Source organism: Pseudomonas sp. D3-10 (assembly GCF_051132175.1).
Lineage (GTDB): Bacteria > Pseudomonadota > Gammaproteobacteria > Pseudomonadales > Pseudomonadaceae > Aquipseudomonas.
Window position 1 is genome coordinate 4,650,590 of record NZ_CP071668.1, and the last position, 18,799, is coordinate 4,669,388.

The 18,799-nt window shown below is 59.8% G+C and carries 19 protein-coding genes and 1 tRNA gene; 9 read left to right on the forward strand and 11 right to left on the reverse strand.

Features of this window, described 5'->3' with window-relative positions:
* Positions 1-11: 11 nt before the first annotated feature.
* From iscU to trmJ, 5 genes are all read right to left on the reverse strand, one after another.
* Positions 12-398 carry a Fe-S cluster assembly scaffold IscU gene (gene iscU / locus J3P90_RS20995; protein WP_003185157.1) on the reverse strand — a complete coding sequence of 129 codons (387 nt, stop codon included), beginning with the start codon at positions 396-398 and terminating at the stop codon, positions 12-14.
* 43 nt (positions 399-441) lie between these two features.
* A complete protein-coding gene (locus tag J3P90_RS21000) occupies positions 442-1,656 on the reverse strand; it encodes an IscS subfamily cysteine desulfurase (protein WP_434609708.1) in 1,215 nt (404 codons plus the stop codon).
* Between the two features lie 50 nt (positions 1,657-1,706).
* The gene (iscR, locus tag J3P90_RS21005) at positions 1,707-2,198 is read right to left on the reverse strand and encodes a Fe-S cluster assembly transcriptional regulator IscR (protein WP_030139599.1); all 492 of its coding nucleotides are present in this window, start codon (positions 2,196-2,198) and stop codon (positions 1,707-1,709) included.
* Between the two features lie 241 nt (positions 2,199-2,439).
* Entirely contained in the window at positions 2,440-3,216 is a 777-nt protein-coding gene (gene cysE / locus J3P90_RS21010; RefSeq protein WP_434562427.1) for a serine O-acetyltransferase, read from the reverse strand.
* A gap of 1 nt (position 3,217) precedes the next feature.
* On the reverse strand, positions 3,218-3,988 hold the full coding sequence (gene trmJ / locus J3P90_RS21015; RefSeq protein ID WP_434609706.1) for a tRNA (cytosine(32)/uridine(32)-2'-O)-methyltransferase TrmJ: 771 nt from the start codon (positions 3,986-3,988) through the stop codon (positions 3,218-3,220).
* 144 nt (positions 3,989-4,132) lie between these two features.
* Here trmJ and suhB point away from each other — a divergent pair, with 144 nt between their 5' ends.
* Positions 4,133-4,951: a type III secretion system regulator SuhB gene (gene suhB, locus J3P90_RS21020; protein ID WP_039592127.1), complete on the forward strand. Its 819-nt coding sequence runs from the start codon at positions 4,133-4,135 to the stop codon at positions 4,949-4,951.
* A gap of 312 nt (positions 4,952-5,263) precedes the next feature.
* Here suhB and J3P90_RS21025 read toward each other — a convergent pair whose 3' ends face one another.
* From J3P90_RS21025 to queA, 6 genes are all read right to left on the reverse strand, one after another.
* A complete protein-coding gene (locus J3P90_RS21025; protein WP_014336691.1) occupies positions 5,264-5,812 on the reverse strand; it encodes a glycine zipper 2TM domain-containing protein in 549 nt (182 codons plus the stop codon).
* Positions 5,813-5,930: 118 nt separating this feature from the next.
* Positions 5,931-6,845 (reverse strand): protein translocase subunit SecF, encoded by a 915-nt coding sequence (gene secF, locus J3P90_RS21030; RefSeq protein ID WP_434675324.1) that lies wholly within the window; start codon positions 6,843-6,845, stop codon positions 5,931-5,933.
* Positions 6,846-6,854: 9 nt separating this feature from the next.
* Positions 6,855-8,723 carry a protein translocase subunit SecD gene (gene secD, locus J3P90_RS21035; protein WP_434609703.1) on the reverse strand — a complete coding sequence of 623 codons (1,869 nt, stop codon included), beginning with the start codon at positions 8,721-8,723 and terminating at the stop codon, positions 6,855-6,857.
* 63 nt (positions 8,724-8,786) lie between these two features.
* Positions 8,787-9,122, reverse strand: coding sequence for a preprotein translocase subunit YajC (gene yajC, locus J3P90_RS21040; protein ID WP_007956696.1), 336 nt, complete (start codon positions 9,120-9,122; stop codon positions 8,787-8,789).
* 43 nt (positions 9,123-9,165) lie between these two features.
* Positions 9,166-10,281, reverse strand: a complete 1,116-nt coding sequence (tgt, locus tag J3P90_RS21045) for a tRNA guanosine(34) transglycosylase Tgt (RefSeq protein ID WP_161951757.1) — start codon at positions 10,279-10,281, stop codon at positions 9,166-9,168.
* 14 nt (positions 10,282-10,295) lie between these two features.
* On the reverse strand, positions 10,296-11,345 hold the full coding sequence (queA, locus tag J3P90_RS21050; RefSeq protein ID WP_018607457.1) for a tRNA preQ1(34) S-adenosylmethionine ribosyltransferase-isomerase QueA: 1,050 nt from the start codon (positions 11,343-11,345) through the stop codon (positions 10,296-10,298).
* Positions 11,346-11,453: 108 nt separating this feature from the next.
* On the opposite strand from queA, the gene J3P90_RS21055 reads away from it, so the two are divergent.
* The 8 genes from J3P90_RS21055 (at position 11,454) to J3P90_RS21090 (ending at position 18,753) form a co-directional block, all read left to right on the forward strand.
* Positions 11,454-11,538 (forward strand) — tRNA-Leu (locus J3P90_RS21055).
* Positions 11,539-11,703: 165 nt separating this feature from the next.
* Complete coding sequence (locus J3P90_RS21060; protein ID WP_434675325.1) at positions 11,704-12,945, forward strand: tyrosine-type recombinase/integrase; 1,242 nt, start codon at positions 11,704-11,706, stop codon at positions 12,943-12,945.
* 246 nt (positions 12,946-13,191) lie between these two features.
* On the forward strand, positions 13,192-14,130 hold the full coding sequence (locus tag J3P90_RS21065) for a hypothetical protein (protein WP_434675326.1): 939 nt from the start codon (positions 13,192-13,194) through the stop codon (positions 14,128-14,130).
* An 84-nt stretch (positions 14,131-14,214) separates the two neighbouring features.
* Positions 14,215-14,469, forward strand: coding sequence for a helix-turn-helix transcriptional regulator (locus J3P90_RS21070; RefSeq protein WP_082097993.1), 255 nt, complete (start codon positions 14,215-14,217; stop codon positions 14,467-14,469).
* The gene (locus tag J3P90_RS21075; protein WP_139051103.1) at positions 14,466-14,771 is read left to right on the forward strand and encodes a hypothetical protein; all 306 of its coding nucleotides are present in this window, start codon (positions 14,466-14,468) and stop codon (positions 14,769-14,771) included. The genes J3P90_RS21070 and J3P90_RS21075 overlap by 4 nt, the downstream gene beginning before the upstream one ends.
* A 534-nt stretch (positions 14,772-15,305) precedes the next feature.
* Positions 15,306-15,596, forward strand: a complete 291-nt coding sequence (locus J3P90_RS21080) for a hypothetical protein (RefSeq protein WP_434675327.1) — start codon at positions 15,306-15,308, stop codon at positions 15,594-15,596.
* Positions 15,593-15,862, forward strand: coding sequence for a DUF3077 domain-containing protein (locus J3P90_RS21085; RefSeq protein ID WP_434675328.1), 270 nt, complete (start codon positions 15,593-15,595; stop codon positions 15,860-15,862). Before J3P90_RS21080 ends, J3P90_RS21085 begins: the two co-directional genes overlap by 4 nt.
* Positions 15,859-18,753 (forward strand): DUF927 domain-containing protein, encoded by a 2,895-nt coding sequence (locus J3P90_RS21090; protein WP_434675329.1) that lies wholly within the window; start codon positions 15,859-15,861, stop codon positions 18,751-18,753. Before J3P90_RS21085 ends, J3P90_RS21090 begins: the two co-directional genes overlap by 4 nt.
* Positions 18,754-18,799: the final 46 nt, after the last annotated feature.

An 18,799-nucleotide genomic window follows, 5' to 3' on the forward strand; every position in this document is an offset into this window, starting at 1 on the left:
CGTAACGCGGATCAGATCAAGCCTTTCTTCTGCTTGTAATCGCGAACGGCGGCCTTGATGGCGTCTTCGGCGAGTACCGAGCAGTGGATCTTCACTGGCGGCAGGGCCAGTTCTTCGGCCAGCTGGGTGTTCTTGATGGTTTCGGCTTCATCGAGGGTCTTGCCCTTCATCCACTCAGTAGCCAGGGAGCTGGACGCGATGGCCGAGCCGCAGCCATAGGTCTTGAACTTGGCATCCTCGATGATGCCTTGCTCGTTGACCTTGATCTGCAGGCGCATCACGTCGCCGCACGCCGGAGCACCGACCATGCCGGTGCCGACGTCAGGATCCTGCGCGTCCATCTTGCCGACGTTGCGCGGGTTCTCGTAGTGGTCGATGACCTTTTCGCTATATGCCATTTGCTTCAATCCTCATCAGTGGAGCCGCTCTGGTGGCGACTTCTCAGTGCGCTGCCCATTCGATTTTCGAAATGTCGACGCCGTCTTTGTACATGTCCCACAGCGGCGACAGTGCGCGCAGCTTGGTCACTGCCTCGCAGACTTTCTGCGCGGCATAATCGATTTCTTCTTCGGTGGTGAAGCGGCCGAAGGTGAAGCGGATGGAGCTGTGGGCCAGTTCGTCGTTGCGGCCCAGGGCGCGCAGTACGTACGAAGGCTCCAGCGACGCCGAGGTGCACGCCGAACCGGACGACACGGCCAGATCCTTGAGCGCCATGATCAGCGACTCACCTTCAACGTAGTTGAAGCTCAGGTTCAGGTTGTGCGGGACGCGGGCGGTCATGCTGCCATTGACGTACAGCTCTTCGAGGTGCTCGACCTGCTTGAAGAAACGGTCGCTCAAGGTCTTGATGCGCACGTTTTCGGCAGCCATGTCTTCCTTGGCAACTCGGAACGCTTCGCCCATGCCGACGATCTGGTGGGTCGCCAGGGTACCGGAACGCATGCCGCGCTCGTGACCACCGCCGTGCATGGTCGCTTCGAGGCGAACACGCGGCTTGCGGCTGACGTACAGGGCGCCGATGCCTTTAGGACCGTAGGTCTTGTGGGCCGAGAACGACATCAGGTCGACTTTCAGCTTCGACAGGTCGATGTCGACCTTGCCAGTGGATTGCGCCGCGTCGACGTGGAACAGGACGCCCTTGGAACGGGTCAGCTCGCCGATGGCGGCGATGTCGTTGACGGTGCCGATTTCGTTGTTCACGTGCATGATCGAAACCAGGATGGTGTCGTCGCGCAGGGCGGCTTCGACCATGGCCGGGGTGATCAGGCCGTCTTCACCAGGCTCGATGTAGGTGACTTCGAAGCCTTCACGCTCCAGTTGACGCGTGGTGTCCAGGACAGCCTTGTGCTCGATCTTGGAGGTGATCAAGTGCTTGCCCTTGGTGTGGTAGAAATGCGCGACACCCTTGATTGCCAGGTTGTCGGATTCGGTGGCACCGGAGGTCCAGACGATCTCGCGCGGGTCGGCGTTGACCAGGTCGGCGACCTGGCGACGAGCGTTTTCGACCGATTCTTCGGCTTTCCAGCCAAACACGTGGGAGCGCGAAGCCGGGTTACCGAAGTTTCCGTCGACCAGCAGGCATTCACTCATCTTTTGCGCGACACGCGGATCAACCGGGGTGGTCGCAGAGTAATCAAGGTAAATCGGCAATTTCATGGACTCTCTCCTAAATCAGGCTGGCTGGCGTTCCGCTTGCTCTGCGGCGGTCATTCGACGGCGGACGCTTCGATCTTGTCCAGGTGCGGCGCCTTGCCATTGCAACGGCGCTGGTCCTGACGCTGGGCGACTTCTTGCACCTCACGGCGAGTTACAAGGTCGGCCAAGCTGATACCGCTCAGAAACTCGTGGATCTGCAGGCTCAAGTCACACCACAGATGGTGGGTCAGGCATGTATCGCCGCCATGGCAATCGCCCAGCCCCTGGCATTTGGTCGCATCGACCGATTCGTTCACGGCATCGATCACCTGGGCGACCTGGATGCCTTGCATCTCGCGTGACAGCTGGTAGCCGCCACCGGGACCACGAACGCTGGAAACCAGGTTGCTGCGGCGCAGCTTGGCGAACAGCTGTTCGAGGTAAGACAGGGAGATGCCCTGGCGCTCGGAGATATCGGCCAGGGACACCGGCCCGTGCTGCGCATGCAATGCCAGATCCAGCATTGCGGTCACGGCGTATCGGCCTTTTGTAGTCAGTCGCATGGACAATTACCACGGAGTTCGGAATGGGGGCGAGTATGCAATTCCCGAGTATTTAAGTCAAGTATAAGACCTAGTGCTATACTCGGGATTACCCGCAAAAGAGCGCGCGCATGATAGCAAAGGTAGGCGGCTAACGACCAGCTATACCGCGTTACCGTTCTCCGCGAACAGGCTCGCTCCCACAGGAGATCACCGCTGTAGGCGTGGGAGCGAGCCTGCTCGCGATGAGGCCAGCAGGGTTTCAGCCAGCCTGGGTCTCATCCTTGTCCTTCACACACGCGAAGTCTTCTTCGCGCAGCTCAGGCAGGTCCTTGGCACAATAATTACTGCCCAGGTCCTTGAGGGCTCCGCACATCCCCTCCAGGCGTCCATCGACGGCCTGCAAATGGTCCAGCAGCTGGTTGATGGCGCGGGCGACCGGGTCGGGCATGTCTTCGCCGACACCGTAGGCGTCGAAGCCGATCTTTTCGGCCATGGCTTTGCGCCGTGCGTCCTGCTCTTCATCCGATTTGACGATAATCCGCCCCGGAATACCCACCACGGTCGCGCCAGGCGGCACGGCCTTGGTGACCACGGCGTTGGAACCGACCTTCGCCCCCGCCCCTACCGTGAACGGCCCGAGCACCTTGGCGCCGGCACCGACGACGACGCCGTCCTCCAGCGTTGGGTGGCGCTTGCCTTTGTTCCAGCTGGTGCCGCCGAGGGTCACACCCTGGTACAGCGTCACGTCGTCGCCGATCTCGGCGGTCTCGCCAATGACGATGCCCATGCCATGGTCGATGAAGAACCGGCGACCGACCTTGGCGCCCGGATGGATCTCGATCCCGGTCAACCAGCGGCCGAAGTTCGAGACCAGCCGCGCCAGCCATTTCCAGCCCATGTTCCACAAGGCGCCGGACAGGCGATGGATCCAGATGGCGTGCATCCCCGGGTAGCAGGTCAATACTTCAAAGGCATTGCGCGCCGCCGGGTCACGATGAAAGACGCTCTGGATATCTTCACGCAAACGTTCGAACATTTTATTCCTTCCGCTTAATCAGCTCGCCACGGGCCGCTTTCTGGGTTTCCGTGAGGATGCCGCGCAATATATTCATTTCCGCCCGGCTCACCGAGCTTCGTCCGTACAACCGACGCAGGCGCGCCATCAAGTGTCGAGGCTTGTCCGGGTCGAGGAATTCGATGTCCACCAGGGCTTGTTCCAGGTGCTCATAGAATCGCTCCAGTTCGTCCATGGTCGCCAGTGTCTCACTGCGCGGCGACGTCGCCTCGAATTTTTCCACCTTGCTGGGCTGGCCTTCGGCTTGCAGCCAGGCCATGCGCACTTCATAGCTCAACACCTGCACCGCCGCCCCAAGGTTCAGCGAGCTGAATCCAGGGTCGGAAGGGATATGCACGTGATAATGACATCGCTGCAGTTCTTCGTTGGTGAGGCCGGAATCTTCTCGGCCGAACACCAAAGCGATCTGCACGCCCTGCCCCGCCTCCTCGACCACTTTGGTGCCGCATTCGCGGGGATCGAGCAGCGGCCACGGGATACGGCGATCGCGGGCGCTGGTGCCGAGCACCAGGTTGCAACCCACCAGGGCGTCTTCCAACGTGGCGACGACCTCGGCGTTGGCCAGGATGTCGTTGGCGCCGGATGCCCGGGCATCGGCTTCGTGATGGGGAAACGAACGGGGCTCGACCAGCACCAGCCGCGACAGGCCCATGTTCTTCATGGCCCGCGCAGCTCCGCCGATATTTCCCGGATGGCTGGTATTGACCAGGACGACACGAATGTTCTGCAACAAGGGAGGCGCTCTCGAACACATAAAAGGGAGCAAATCTTACCTAAGCACCTACCGTTAAGCTATGAAAGCGAACACCAACCTTCTCCTGAGAAAACTTTCTGATAGAATGCGCGGCTTTCTTTAACAACCTTAGGTGACACATCCATGCAGCCCATGCTGAATATCGCGCTGCGCGCCGCCCGCAGCGCCAGTGAACTGATCTTCCGCTCCATCGAGCGCCTGGATACCATCAAGGTCGATGAAAAAGACGCCAAGGACTACGTGTCCGAGGTCGATCGCGCCGCCGAACAGAAAATCGTCGACGCCCTGCGCAAGGCTTACCCGAACCACTCTATCCGCGGTGAAGAGACCGGCATGCACGCCGGTACCGGCATCGAAGGCGAAGAGTACCTCTGGATCATCGATCCGCTGGACGGCACCACCAACTTCCTGCGCGGCATCCCCCACTTCGCTGTCAGCATCGCCTGCAAATACCGTGGCCGCCTGGAACACGCCGTCGTGCTGGACCCGGTTCGCCAGGAAGAATTCACCGCCAGCCGTGGCCGTGGCGCCCAATTGAACGGTCGTCGCCTGCGCGTCAGCGGCCGCACCAGCCTGGACGGCGCCCTGCTGGGTACCGGCTTCCCGTTCCGTGACGACCAGATGGACAACCTGGACAACTACCTGGGCATGTTCCGTGCCCTGGTCGGCCAGACCGCCGGCATCCGCCGCGCCGGTGCCGCCAGCCTGGACCTCGCTTATGTCGCGGCCGGTCGTTTCGATGCGTTCTGGGAGTCGGGCCTGTCAGAGTGGGACATGGCAGCAGGCGCTCTGCTGATCCAGGAAGCGGGTGGCTTGGTGAGCGACTTCACTGGCGGCCATGACTTCCTTGAAAAAGGCCACATCGTTGCTGGCAACACCAAATGCTTCAAGGCTGTGCTGACGGCGATCCAGCCACACCTGCCGGCCTCGCTGAAGCGCTAAGCCGCTTGGCTCAAGAGAAGCACCCTTCGGGGTGCTTTTTTTTGCCTGTTCAAACCACTCAGTTCAGATGTGAACACTCCGTGGCGAGGGAGCTTGCTCCCGCTCGGCCGGGCTGGCGCTCCAGTGAGCAGCGATCGCAAGATCTTGGGCCTGCTGCGCAGCCCAGCGGGAGCAAGCTCCCTCGCCACAGGTTTATCTGGAATATGAATATAGCTTTCGCGAGCAGGCTCGCTCTCACAGAGGATCTGGGATGGGCATAAAATGTGGGCGCAAAAAAAGCACCCCGAAGGGTGCTTTTTCATAGCGGTTGGATCACTGGGCCGGTTCGTTCTGGCCCAGGATCAGTTGGCCTTCCTTGCTAACCGGGATCTGGTTGCCCGGGTCGCGGTCCATGCGGACTTTTCCTTCCTTGCCGTCGAGCATGTAGCGGACGTCGTAGCCGACCACCTTGTCGCTGATGTCATTGACCGTGTTGCAGCGAGTTTGGGTGGTAGTGTACGTGTCGCGTTCTTGCATGCCTTCCTGGATCTTGTTACCGGCATAACCACCGCCGGCCGCACCCGCCACCGTGGCGATTTTCTTGCCGGTGCCGCCGCCGATCTGGTTGCCCAACAGGCCACCGGCCACAGCACCGAGCACGGTGCCAGCGATCTGGTGTTGGTCCTGGACGGGCTTCTGCCGAGTCACGGTGACGTCCTTGCACACTTCACGCGGAGTCTTGATCTGGGTCTTGACCGGTTCCACGGCCAATACTTGCGCATACTCAGGACCACTTTTTACCAAGCTGTAGGTGGCGACCGCACCACCGGCTGTTACACCGACAGCACCCAATACCGCACCAACCAGCATCGATTTGTTCACTTGAACCTCCTGACCATCACAAGCGGAAATAATCCGCGCTTCTCCCAGCCTTGGAGCATAAAAAAAGGCGCGAGTTCAACTCGCGCCTTTTCAGCGGTGACGGACGGAAAACCGAGCCTTATGGGCGGTCGTCCACCTCGGTGTCAGTGGCCGCAGGAGGAATCAGATCCTCAGAACTCAGGTTCAGCCAGATCAACACCACGTTGGCGATGTAGATCGACGAGTAAGTACCCGCCATTACACCGATGAACAGCGCGATGGAGAAACCGAACAGGTTGTCGCCACCAAAGAACAGCAGCGCGGCAATCGCCAACAAGGTGGAGATCGACGTCGCCATGGTCCGCAACAGCGTCTGGGTGGTCGAGATGTTGATGTTCTCGACCAGGGACGCCTTGCGCAGCACACGGAAGTTCTCACGCACCCGGTCGAACACCACGATGGTGTCGTTGAGCGAGTAACCGATGATCGCCAGCACCGCCGCCAATACCGTCAGGTCGAAGGTGATCTGGAAGAACGACAGGATGCCCACGGTCACGATCACGTCGTGGATCAGCGAGACAATGGCGCCTACCGCGAACTTCCACTGGAAGCGGAAAGCCAAGTAGAGCATCACGCCGCCCAACGCCAACAGCATGCCGAGGCCGCCCTGGTCGCGCAGTTCTTCACCCACTTGCGGGCCGACGAACTCGACGCGCTTGACCACCGCCGGGTTGTCGCCACCGGCCTTCTGCAAGGCATCGGCTACGCGCTGGCCCAGTTGCGGGTCTTCACCCGGCATGCGCACCAGCAAATCAGTGGTGGCGCCAAAGCTCTGCACCACGGCGTCGCTGTAGCCCGAGGTCGCCAGCTGCTCACGCACCTTGGTGACATCGGCCGGACGTTCGTAGGTCAGCTCGATGAGCGTACCGCCGGTGAAGTCCAAGCCGTAGTTCAGGCCCTTGGTGGCCCAGCTGAACAACGCCAGGGCCGTAAGGAACAATGTGACGCCGAACGCAATGTTGCGGACGCCCATGAAGTTGATTGTACGTAACATGTCAGCCCCTTAAATCCACAACTTCTTGACGTCACGGCCACCATAAATCAGGTTGACCATTGCACGGGTCACCAGAATGGCTGTGAACATCGAGGTAAAGATCCCGAGGGACATGGTCACTGCGAAGCCTTTGACCGGGCCGGTGCCCATGGCAAAGAGAATCCCGCCGACCAGCAATGTGGTCAGGTTGGAGTCGATAATCGCAGTGAATGCACGGCCGAAGCCTTCGTTGATTGCCCGCTGGATCGACATGCCCGCGGCGATCTCTTCACGTATCCGCGAGAAGATCAGCACGTTGGCGTCCACCGCCATGCCCATGGTCAAGACGATACCGGCGATACCCGGCAGGGTCAGCGTGGCGCCCAGCAAGGACATCAAGGCCAGCAGCAGCACCATGTTCACCGCCAGCGCAACCGTGGCGATCAAGCCGAAGAAACGGTAGATGGCGATGATGAACAGCGACACGAACAGCATGCCCCACAGGGATGCATCGACGCCCTTGGTGATGTTGTCGGCACCCAGGCTCGGGCCGATGGTGCGTTCTTCAGCGAAGTACATCGGCGCGGCCAGGCCACCGGCACGCAGCAGCAGGGCCAGCTCCGAGGACTCGCCCTGGCCGTTCAGGCCGGTGATGCGGAACTGGCTGCCCAGTGGCGACTGGATGGTCGCCAGGCTGATGATCTTCTTCTCTTCCTTGAAAGTCTGGACCGGTACGTCTTTCTCGACACCGTTGACCACTTGCTTGGTGTAGGTGGTGGTCGGCTTCTGCTCGATGAAGATCACCGCCATGCTGCGACCGACGTTGCTGCGCGTGGCGCGGCTCATCAGTTCGCCGCCGTGGCCGTCGAGGCGAATGTTCACCTGCGGACGACCCTGCTCGTCGAAGCCCGCCTGGGCATCGGTCACCTGGTCACCGGTGATGATCAGGCCACGCTCGATCTGCGCCGCCGGACGACCGCCCTCACGGAACTCGAAGCTCTCGGAAGTGGCCTTGGACGCGCCCGGCTCTGCGGCCAGGCGGAATTCCAGGTTGGCGGTCTTGCCGAGGATACGCTTGGCTTCGGCCGTGTCCTGCACGCCCGGCAGCTCGACCACGATGCGGTTGGCGCCCTGGCGCTGCACGATCGGCTCGGCCACACCCAGCTCGTTGACGCGGTTACGGACCGTGGTCAAGTTCTGCTTGATGGAGTATTCGCGGATTTCCGCCAGCTTGGCCGGGGTCATCGCCAGACGCAGCACCGGTTGGCCATTGAGGTCGGCCGGCACAATGTCGAAATCGTTGAAATTCTTGCGGACCAGCGCACGGGCCTGTTCGCGGGTATCTTCATCACTGAAGCCCAGCTGAATGGCACCTTCGAACTGCGGCAGGCTGCGATAGCGCACGCGCTCTTTGCGCAACAGGCTCTTGACGTCGCCTTCGTAGACTTTCAGGCGTGCGTCGAGGGCTTTTTCCATGTCCACTTCCAGCAGGAAGTGCACACCACCGGACAAGTCCAGGCCCAGCTTCATTGGGTGGGCGCCGAGATTGCGCAGCCATTGTGGGGTGGTCTGGGCCAGGTTCAGGGCTACAACGTAATCGTCGCCCAACGCCTTGCGCACCACGTCCTTGGCCGGCAACTGGTCTTCAGACTTGACCAGGCGCAACAGGCCGCCCTTGCCGTTTTCGGCGATGGACGCAGCCTTGACGTCGATGTTGGACGCCTTGAGCGCAGCGCTCGCACGGTCCAGATCGGCCTGGGTGACCTGCAGCGCAGTGCTTGCGCCACTGACCTGAATGGCCGGGTCATCCGGGTAAAGATTGGGAGCGGAATAAATCAGACCGACCGCCAGCACCGCCAGGATCAGTAGGTATTTCCACAGAGGGTATTTGTTCAGCATCACGCCGCCCGCTTATGACGCGGGGCGCCTTGCGCGCCCCGTCGATTGAAGAGAAGATGTTACTTAGATCGCTTTCAGCGTGCCTTTTGGCAGCGTGGCCGCGATGGCGCCCTTCTGGAACTTCATTTCAACCGTGTCGGACACTTCCAGTACCACGAAGTCATCGGCCACTTTGGTGATCTTGCCGGCGATGCCGCCGGTGGTGACCACTTCATCACCTTTTTGCAGGCTGCTGAGCAGGTTCTTCTGCTCTTTGGCGCGCTTGGCCTGTGGACGCCAGATCATCAGGTAGAAGATGACCAGGAAGCCGACCAGGAAAATCCACTCGAAACCGCCACCCATTGGCGCAGCTGCAGGTGCAGCGGCATCGGCCATGGCGTTAGAGATAAAAAAGCTCATTTAGCACTCCAGTTGCAAGTATTGAATCTAGGGATCGGAAAACTCAGTCCAAAGGCGGAACAGGCAACCCGCGCTTGGCATAGAAGGCCTCGACAAAGGCGGCCAATGTACCCTGTTGGATAGCCTCGCGCAAACCAGCCATAAGCACCTGATAATGGCGCAAATTGTGGATGGTATTGAGCATGCTGCCGAGCATTTCGCCGCACTTGTCCAAATGATGCAGATAAGCGCGGGAGAAGTTCTGGCAGGTGTAGCAATCGCACGTCGGATCCAGCGGCGAATCATCATGGCGATGGAACGCGTTACGGATCTTCAGCACACCGGTGTCGATGAACAGATGCCCATTGCGGGCATTACGGGTTGGCATCACGCAATCGAACATGTCCACCCCGCGGCGCACACCCTCAACCAGATCTTCCGGTTTGCCAACGCCCATAAGGTAACGAGGTTTGTCAGCGGGCATTTCCCCCGGCAGGTAATCGAGCACCTTGATCATTTCGTGCTTCGGTTCACCCACCGACAGACCGCCAATCGCCAGGCCGTCGAACCCGATCTTGTCCAGGCCTTCCAGCGAGCGCATGCGCAGGTCGCGGTGCATGCCGCCCTGGACGATGCCGAACAGCGCCGCGGTGTTTTCGCCGTGGGCATTCTTCGAACGCTGGGCCCAGCGCAACGACAGCTCCATGGACACCCGCGCCACGTCTTCATCGGCCGGGTACGGCGTGCATTCGTCGAAGATCATCACGATGTCCGAGCCCAGGTCGCGCTGCACCTGCATCGACTCTTCCGGCCCCATGAACACCTTGGAACCGTCCACCGGAGAAGCGAAGGTCACGCCCTCCTCTTTGATCTTGCGCATCGCGCCCAAGCTGAACACCTGGAAACCGCCAGAGTCGGTCAGAATCGGGCCTTTCCATTGCATGAAATCGTGCAGGTCGCCGTGGGCCTTGATCACTTCCATGCCCGGGCGCAGCCACAGGTGGAAGGTGTTGCCGAGAATGATCTCCGCGCCAATTGCCTCGATATCACGCGGCAGCATGCCCTTGACCGTGCCGTAGGTGCCCACCGGCATGAATGCCGGGGTTTCCACGGTACCGCGGGGGAAGGTCAGGCGTCCGCGACGAGCCTTGCCATCGGTGGCAAGCAACTCGAAGGACATGCGACAGGTGCGACTCATACGGTTTCCTCGGGCCCGCGTGGCGCGGGGTTACGGGTGATGAACATCGCATCACCGTAGCTGAAAAAGCGGTACCCATGCTCGACGGCGGCCTTGTAGGCGGCCATGGCTTCGGGGTAACCGGCGAAGGCCGAAACCAGCATCAACAGCGTGGATTCGGGCAAATGAAAGTTGGTGACCAGGGCATCGACCACATGAAACGGCCGGCCCGGGTAGATAAAGATATCGGTGTCGCCACTGAACGGCTTGAGCACGCCATCGCGCGCGGCGCTTTCCAGAGAGCGCACGCTGGTGGTCCCCACCGCCACCACCCGCCCACCGCGCGCGCGACAGGCCGCCACGGCATCGACGACTTCCTGGCTCACTTCCAGCCATTCGTTGTGCATGTGATGGTCTTCGATGCGCTCCACCCGCACCGGCTGGAACGTGCCAGCGCCGACGTGCAGCGTCACGAACGCCGTCTCCACGCCCTTGGCCGCAATCGCCTCCAGCAACGGCTGATCAAAATGCAGCCCCGCCGTCGGCGCCGCCACCGCCCCCAGGCGCTCGGCGTATACGGTCTGATAGCGCTCGCGGTCCGAACCTTCGTCCGGGCGGTCTATATAAGGAGGCAACGGCATGTGCCCGACACGGTCGAGCAGCGGCAACACCTCTTCGGCAAATTCCAGCTCGAACAACGCATCGTGCCGCGCCACCATCCGCGCCTCACCGCCGCCGTCGATCAAAATCGACGAACCCGGCTTGGGCGACTTGCTCGACCGCACATGGGCCAGCACGCGATGACTGTCCAGCACCCGCTCCACCAGAATCTCCAGCTTGCCACCGGAGGCCTTCTGGCCGAACAACCGCGCCGGAATCACCCGGGTATTGTTGAACACCATCAAATCGCCCGGACGCAAATGCTCGAGCAAATCAGTGAATTGACGGTGAGCCATGGCACCGCTGACCCCGTCCAGGGTCAACAGTCGACTGGCGCGCCGCTCGGCCAGCGGGTGGCGAGCGATCAGCGAATCCGGGAGTTCGAAAGTAAAGTCAGCAACACGCATGATGGGGTTCGTCTAGCAGGGCCGGAAAGTCTAGCGGAAATATTATAAATTCACCATGAAACGTGATTGACCAACGGTAGGCACCTCTCTATACTTCGCCGCCATTGAGCCCTGATGGCGGAATTGGTAGACGCGGCGGATTCAAAATCCGTTTTCGAAAGGAGTGGGAGTTCGAGTCTCCCTCGGGGCACCATATAGCAGTATCTGAAAGTCTCTACCAGACTCTCAGACCCAGAGAAACCGGCCACTTGAGCCGGTTTTTTTGTGTCTGGCTATCTACCTCTGTATCCCCTTATCCGTTGTATCCCTGTATCCCTGCTTGTATCCTGAGAAAAATACCGAACTTTGGGATACAAGGATGAAGCGCGCAGACATCAAGCGCCGCCCTCTCGCAGACACGACACTTGCAGGGCTGGAGCCGGAATCAAAGGAATACCGGGCACTGGACGGAAATGGCCTCTACTTCAGGGTCAAACCTGATGGCGGTAAATCCTGGCAGCTCCGCTACAAACGTCCGGCCGGCAATTGGGCATGGATGGGGCTAGGGGGTTATCCAGAAGTTAGTGGTGCATCAGCACGAGAGAAAGCTGCCGATCTACGCAAAGTAGTGAGCAGCGGTGCTGACCCCCTCAAGCAAAAACGATTTGCGAAAGCTGCTATTGATGCGGCCAGAGCTCGAACCTTTCGAGCGGCTGCTTATGACTGGCTAAAGGCAAAGGAGGAAAAAGGTCTCGCCCCCTCCACCCTCAACAAAATTCGCACCTATCTCGACAAAGACATACTTCCTGCCCTGGGGGACAAGCCTCTAGACGAAATCACACGTACTGATTGTGCAGAGCTCCAAGCATCAATCGAAGCGAGGGATGCGCACAACGTCGCGGAAAAGTGCCGTACCTGGATAAATCAGATCTTCGGGCGCGCCATCGGCTTAGGCCTGACTGAAAACGATCCAGGAAGCCGCCTTCGCGATATCGCAGCCAAAGCCCCTAAAACCCAACAACATCCACATCTGCTGGAACCTGAATTGGGTGAGTTTTTACAGGCGCTCAAGAACACCCCAAGTAGGCTGACAGCCCGCACTGCGGCATGGCTATGCGTCTGGACAGCATCACGACCGGGGATGGTCCGCTTGGCAGAATGGAAGGAGTTCGACCTTGAGAAGGCCATTTGGACCACTCCTGCCGCCAAGATGAAAATGCGCAGGGACTTTGTATGCCCTCTTCCCAGTCAGGCTGTTGCCGCGCTGAAAGAGCTGCACTGTCTGACAGGTCGTAGTCGCTGGCTCTTTCCGGGCGTCGGCGCCAAGAATCCCACTATCAGTGAGAACACAATCAACAAAGTCTTCGCCACCATCGGCTACAAAGGCCGCTTAGTGGGGCACGGTACTCGCCACACCGCGAGCACATTGCTGCGTGAACATGGATGGCCGAAAGAGCACGTCGAAGCGCAGCTTGCTCACAAAGAGGAAGGTATCTCAGGGGTGTATAACAAGGCCCAATACCTTGAGCAGCGCGTAAAGATGATGCAGTGGTATGCAGATCACCTCGATGCTTTGGAGGCAGGCAATGTCGTGCAAGGCCAATTCGGAAAGGCTGTATGAGTACGCATACCCAGCCCACCTCTAAAACCGGTGTAACGCGTGTGACACGTGTAACGAATGACATCAACCAATTGAATTTATTGTGTTTTTCTCGAGTTACACCGCACCCACCTCAACGATACACCGAGTGTAACGACACCAAGTCGTGTAACGAAAATCCGCCTCCTTCAGCCCTGCGGGCAGTGCCGGTTTCACATGTGCATCGCTGCAATTGCCCCCCTGCTCCGGGGCGACGGGGTGCCCAACATGCCCATTGAACCGAGCACTGGAATAGAGGAGCTGGAAATTGCAGGGATCGACGTAAAGTGCTTAATCCAGGACATGGACGACGTCGAACGTGCCGTTCGCGAATTGGCTCTCTATCGCCAGTTCAGCGAGCACTTCCAACAAGCATTCGGCCTTATCGATGACGCTACTTCATTCTGGCTTGAGGATGGCTCCTACGCACTGTGTGCTGAGCCAGTCACTACAACGGTCTTTGAACTACGCGACGTCATCGATGACCATGCCAGCATCGCGGGAGCAGCCTCATTGCCAAATGTCATTCGACATCTCCCGGGCTTCAATCATCAAGCTACAGACTCGCAACTGGCAGCGACCTTTGCTCTCGTGCTTGGCACCGAAGCTGTAGAGGTACTCGGAAACTGGTTGTTCGAACTTGAACTTGCGACCTACGACATTGATGCAGAACTGCTAGAGCAGTTGAGAAATGACTCGCCCCGCCAGTATCTAGCCCTGGTCGAAAAAGAACGATTCCGCCGCAGTGGAACCGAAATCAAAGCGCGAGAGCGATTTGCTGAATTGCTGGGTGAAGCCAAACAGACCCTATCGATGGCAGTACTGTATAGGCAAGCGGAAAACATCGACGTATTCAAGACTGGCTTCAACACATCCAGCCTGATGCACCAAATGCTCGATGAGGCTTTCTCGGCAAAGGCATCAAAGCGGGGCCATGAAGCCGGTAAAGGAAATCGAGACCCTGAATCAAAAATACAATCGGACACGATGTATAGGCGCGCAAATATCAAGGCAGCAGCCGAAAAAATCATCAGTGGCCGCTTGATTGAAAAGCGCAGTCTGAGCGATGCAGAGCTAACCAATCTGCTTTTCGACCAGAACGTTCATGGAACCAAAAAAACCATCAGGGACCACCTGACCATCCTGGGTCTTAGACCACTCAAATAAAAAAAGGGGAGCGGACACAGTCCGTTCCCCCTCCCCTACGTAGCGTATGGCCTGTTGTCTCATTTCACACAGGTTAGGCTCGCTATGAATACCGCATCAAAAACCATCGCTTCTCATGACCCAGCATCGACCCTCATTCGAATGCCCGAGGTCATTTCAATCGTAGGGCTCGCACGCCCAACCATCTACAAGCTCATGCGCCAACCGGACAGTGGATTCCCGATGCCGGTGAAGCTCAGTAACAGCAATGCCCGAAGCGCTCCGGTTGCATGGGTTTTGGCAGAAGTTCAAGCATGGACACGAGCACGCATCGCTGCCCGTGATCAGGTGGCCGCATGAGCCGCAAGATCGCCAACAAAGCCCTGATGCACCCGTTCTCTATTCTTCGTCAGATCGGCTTCCCGCCTCGCCTCATGCAACGCCTGGAGCGCTACCGCAGCCAGCAGGACAAACAAGGTCGTGTGGTCGCCGTGCTCTGTTGGGCCGACGGTACCTGGTGCGCATTGTCAGTTCCCTGCGAAGCGCCTCGAGCAATCATCGTTGACGAAGGCCAACAAATCGACGCCTACGAAGATGCACGCGCCTGCCTAGATGGCGACCTCTTACCCTTTGTTTCCCTGCGCTGGGAAGTCAATGCCTGAAACGAAAACGCCTCCGGGGGCGATCCGGAGGCGTTGAGGTAAATCTACATGCCCGAGCAATTTATGCCACACCCGAAAAATCCGCAAGCCACCCGCGCAGTTGCGCTTTCGAAAAACGGACGTTACTCTCTGGCTGTCGCTGCAAAATCAGCGACCGGGTTTAGCGGCCCGAGTACATACAGGCGCACAGGCGCCCCCATACCGATCGCAGGCGCTTTTTTTGTGCCCGCATTCCTGTTTTATGGTGGCTGTGCGTGGGAGACCTTCGGGTCTGCCGGGGTCCTGTATGCCCGGTCCGCTAACCCGCGCACAGCTGCCACCCCAATTCGTTTAGCGGCGAACCGTGGCAGCTCCTCACATACAGGAGTTACGCCAGATGAAACACGCCCTCAATCCGTCCAAATTTCGCGCCGCTGCACACCGTGCAATGGCCCTCGCCGCTCTACACGCCAATTCCAGCCTCGCTACTCGTCTTGCCCGTTACAACGCCCATATGGTCAAAGCTCGCGCTCTCGAAGCCGCAGGCGGTGCCCAATGAGTTCCTCCCTCAGCTTCGCCTTGCCCGAAGACCTGCTCTGCGTCAGCAAAGACATCGAGAAGGGTGTCCCTGTTGACGCGATCACCTGTGCGATCAACCGCGCAGAGTCCGTGCTGATGTTGCTTGAGGACCATTTTGAAAGCGAAGGCGACAGGCCACGTCTAGCCAATCACGTCCTGGCCGCTGTTATTTGGGATGTCCGGGGCACCCTGGGACTGATCAAAACCCTGACCCTGCACGGTGACACCACGTCTGTTCCGATGGATCAGAAAGGCGGTGCCGTATGAGCGCTCCCACCACACTAGGCCGAGCATCATTTTTCAATAAAGCCTCCGGCCGGGGCTTGTTCCGGGTGAATGCGGGCATTCCTATTGAGGACGCGCTCGAAACGGTCTCGCTCCTCCAGCATTATGCCAATCAACTCTCCCTTGATGCCGCCATGAGCGATAAGGGCGAGCGCTACAGCTGGTGCGCGCTTTACCTCGGCGAAATGGCAAAAGCCCTGATCGATGACGTGAACGATGCCATGTTTATGCCGGGGGCCGATACATGACCCAGCGCACGAACAAACCCACAAAACGCCCCAGCTTTGCCGACGTGAAAAGCGCCGCACTCAAGAACATTGATCGTGTGCTGTCTCACTGGCTGCCCAACGGCAAACGGGTCGATGGCGGCAAGGAATACACCGCCCCCAATCCGACCCGCACGGACAAACGTGCCGGGTCGCTCAAGGTCAACTTGAGCAAAGGCACCTGGGCGGACTTTGCTACCGGTGACAAGGGCGGCGACCTGATCGACCTGGTGCGCTACCTCGACGGCGGCACAGACATCGAGGCCTGCAACAAGCTGGCGGATCTGCTGCACGTATCAGCAGGCGCCGCACAATCGAAACCTACACCGAGCAAAAGCAAAGCGCCGGAATGGATCGCCATCCAGCCGATCCCGGTCGAGGCCATGAACAAGTGCCCAGCCAAGCACCGGCAACACGGCGCGCCCTCCAAGGTGTGGATCTATCGCAATGCCCAAGGCCACCCCCTCATGGCGCTTTATCGGTTCGACCTGGAGCCGGACGAAGACGGCAAGCCAAGAAAAGTCTTTGCACCGTTGACCTGGTGCCAACGCGCCGACGGCCAAACCACTCAATGGCGTTGGCAAGGTCTGCCCGATCCGCGCCCTCTTCTGCACCTGGACGAACTGTCGCAACGGCTCGATGCGCCGGTCGTGCTGTGCGAAGGCGAGAAAGCCGCCGATGCCGCTGCCGAGCTGATGCCAAGCTACGTGGCGACCTGCTGGCCGAACGGTTCCAACTCTTGGCACAAAGCCGACCTGACTCCGCTCAAAGGGCGGTCGGTCTTGTTGTGGCCGGACAACGATTCCAGCGGTCGGAGCTGCATGGAGGCCGTCGCGGAAAAGCTGCGTGAAATCGGCGCCGCCTCAGTGCAAGCAGTCGCCCTGGACGTCTTCAAACGCAAGCCCACGCTGAAGAATGGCAAACCAACCTTTGCCAAGGGTGGGCAATGGGACGATGGCGACGATGCAGCCGACGCACTCGCCAAGGGCTGGACATCGGCCCACCTCGCCGAGCTGGAGCGCACTGGCGAGCTGTTTGGCTCGGCACCTGCCCCCGCTCCGGCCGGAGAAGTCGAAACAAAGGCGCAGCCCAAAACCAAGCGGCCAGCCAAATCAAAAAACGACCTGCTGCCCGGTGGCTTTCGCCTGACGCCAGAAGGCGTGTTTTATTCCGGCGACGATGGCGAAGCGCGGCCTGTGTGCTCGCCCCTGGAGATCCTCGCACGTACCCGTGACGACAAGGGGCACAACTGGGGTTTGCTGGTCGAGTTCGACGACCCGGACGGCCAGAAGAAACGCTGGAACATTCCGGCCCGCACCATGACCGGAGACTTTGGCAAGGACGTACTCGGCCCACTGGTGGACATGGGGCTACGTCTGGCGGGCAGCCGCTCGGGACGCAACGCACGCAACGACCTGCAAAGCTACTTGCAGGGCTTTGACAGCGCGCAACGGGCTCGACTGGTAACCCGTCTCGGCTGGCACGGGAATGCCTTTCTATTGCCCGAACGCCAGATCGGCTCGCATGACGAGCACCTGCACTTCTATGAAGCCGGGGCACAACTCCCACCGATCAGCGAGTCCGGCACCCTGGAGCAATGGCAAGAGCAAATCGGCGCACTGTGCGTAGGAAACCACCGTCTGGCGTTCGTCGTCAGTGTGGCTTTTGCTGGACCATTGCTGAACATGCTCGGTCACGAGTCGGGCGGGTTTCACCTCTACGGTGACAGCTCGGGCGGCAAGACAACCCACCTTCAAGTCGCCGCCTCCGTCTATGGCGGGCCGCGTGTAGTGCGTTCCTGGCGCTCGACAGATAACGCCCTGGAATCCATCGCCGCCGCGCACTCGGACGGGCTCCTGGTGCTCGATGAAATCGGCATGTGTGACCCGCGCATTATCGGTGAAACGGTGTACATGCTGGGCAACGGCACCGGCAAGGCTCGCGCCAATGATCGAGGACAAGCGGGCCGACAGGTGCAGGAGTGGCGCTTGCTGTTTCTCTCGACGGGCGAGAAGACGTTGGCGCAGCACATGGCCGAAGCCAACAAGGAACTAAAAGCCGGTATGGAAGTGCGCATGCTCGCCGTGCCAGCGGACGCCAGTAAAGGCCTCGGCATGTTCGATGTGTTGAGTGGTTTCGATGACGCAGCGGCTCTCTCTGACACGCTCAAGGCTCGGGTAGCCAAATACTATGGCACGCCACTCACCGCGTTCCTGGCGGCCCTTTGCGAGCCCGGCAAGATGCATGGATGGTCAACCATCCTCCGCCGGACTCTGGAAGGCTTCGTCGCCAAGGCTCTCCCCGCTTCGGCCAGTGGGCAGGCGCACCGAGCCGCTGCACGCTTTGGCTTGGCCGCCGCAGCCGGAGAGCTGGCGACCGCTCTCGGCATTACCGGCTGGCCCGACGGCACCGCGACCACAGCGGCACGTGTGTGCCTGAGCGCGTGGCTGAATGAGCGTGGCGGTGCCGGAAACCTTGAAGGTGATGCGATCTTGGCCCGCCTCCGCCAGATCATCGAGCGCTTTGGCGAAAGTCGCTTCACCCGCTGGGAGACCGCCGCCGCGAAGATCGATGAGCACGGGCCACGCACCATCGACCGACTGGGCTTTCGCAAAACCCTGGAGCACGGCATGGGCGACACCATGCACACCACCCACACCTACTACGTGCTGCCCGAGGCGTGGCGATCCGAGATATTCCGGGGCATGAACATCAACGCCGTCAACAAGGAACTGCTGCACCGGGGTGTGCTGGAACCTGGTAGCGACGGCAAAGCATCGAGTTTGGTCCGGTTGCCCGGTTTAGGCCCGCAACGCTGCTACATCGTAAAGACGATTCCGGGAACGGATGAGAGCGAGGCTCGGGCTGCCTGACGGCCTCCCTACTGATCGAGGTAGCGCCGGCTCATTCCCGGCCTCG

Excerpts from the sequence above, each read along its gene's own strand:
- J3P90_RS21085 (WP_434675328.1), top strand. The coding sequence starts at position 15,593 with ATGAGCGCTCCCACCACACTAGGCCGAGCATCATTTTTCAATAAAGCC.
- J3P90_RS21060 (WP_434675325.1), top strand. The coding sequence starts at position 11,704 with ATGAAGCGCGCAGACATCAAGCGCCGCCCTCTCGCAGACACGACACTT.
- suhB (WP_039592127.1), top strand. The coding sequence starts at position 4,133 with ATGCAGCCCATGCTGAATATCGCGCTGCGCGCCGCCCGCAGCGCCAGT.
- queA (WP_018607457.1), bottom strand. The coding sequence starts at position 11,345 with ATGCGTGTTGCTGACTTTACTTTCGAACTCCCGGATTCGCTGATCGCT.
- J3P90_RS21070 (WP_082097993.1), top strand. The coding sequence starts at position 14,215 with ATGAATACCGCATCAAAAACCATCGCTTCTCATGACCCAGCATCGACC.
- J3P90_RS21075 (WP_139051103.1), top strand. The coding sequence starts at position 14,466 with ATGAGCCGCAAGATCGCCAACAAAGCCCTGATGCACCCGTTCTCTATT.
- cysE (WP_434562427.1), bottom strand. The coding sequence starts at position 3,216 with ATGTTCGAACGTTTGCGTGAAGATATCCAGAGCGTCTTTCATCGTGAC.
- J3P90_RS21090 (WP_434675329.1), top strand. The coding sequence starts at position 15,859 with ATGACCCAGCGCACGAACAAACCCACAAAACGCCCCAGCTTTGCCGAC.
- yajC (WP_007956696.1), bottom strand. The coding sequence starts at position 9,122 with ATGAGCTTTTTTATCTCTAACGCCATGGCCGATGCCGCTGCACCTGCA.
- tgt (WP_161951757.1), bottom strand. The coding sequence starts at position 10,281 with ATGTCCTTCGAGTTGCTTGCCACCGATGGCAAGGCTCGTCGCGGACGC.
- J3P90_RS21065 (WP_434675326.1), top strand. The coding sequence starts at position 13,192 with ATGCCCATTGAACCGAGCACTGGAATAGAGGAGCTGGAAATTGCAGGG.
- secF (WP_434675324.1), bottom strand. The coding sequence starts at position 6,845 with ATGTTACGTACAATCAACTTCATGGGCGTCCGCAACATTGCGTTCGGC.
- J3P90_RS21000 (WP_434609708.1), bottom strand. The coding sequence starts at position 1,656 with ATGAAATTGCCGATTTACCTTGATTACTCTGCGACCACCCCGGTTGAT.
- iscU (WP_003185157.1), bottom strand. The coding sequence starts at position 398 with ATGGCATATAGCGAAAAGGTCATCGACCACTACGAGAACCCGCGCAAC.
- J3P90_RS21080 (WP_434675327.1), top strand. The coding sequence starts at position 15,306 with ATGAGTTCCTCCCTCAGCTTCGCCTTGCCCGAAGACCTGCTCTGCGTC.
- secD (WP_434609703.1), bottom strand. The coding sequence starts at position 8,723 with ATGCTGAACAAATACCCTCTGTGGAAATACCTACTGATCCTGGCGGTG.
- iscR (WP_030139599.1), bottom strand. The coding sequence starts at position 2,198 with ATGCGACTGACTACAAAAGGCCGATACGCCGTGACCGCAATGCTGGAT.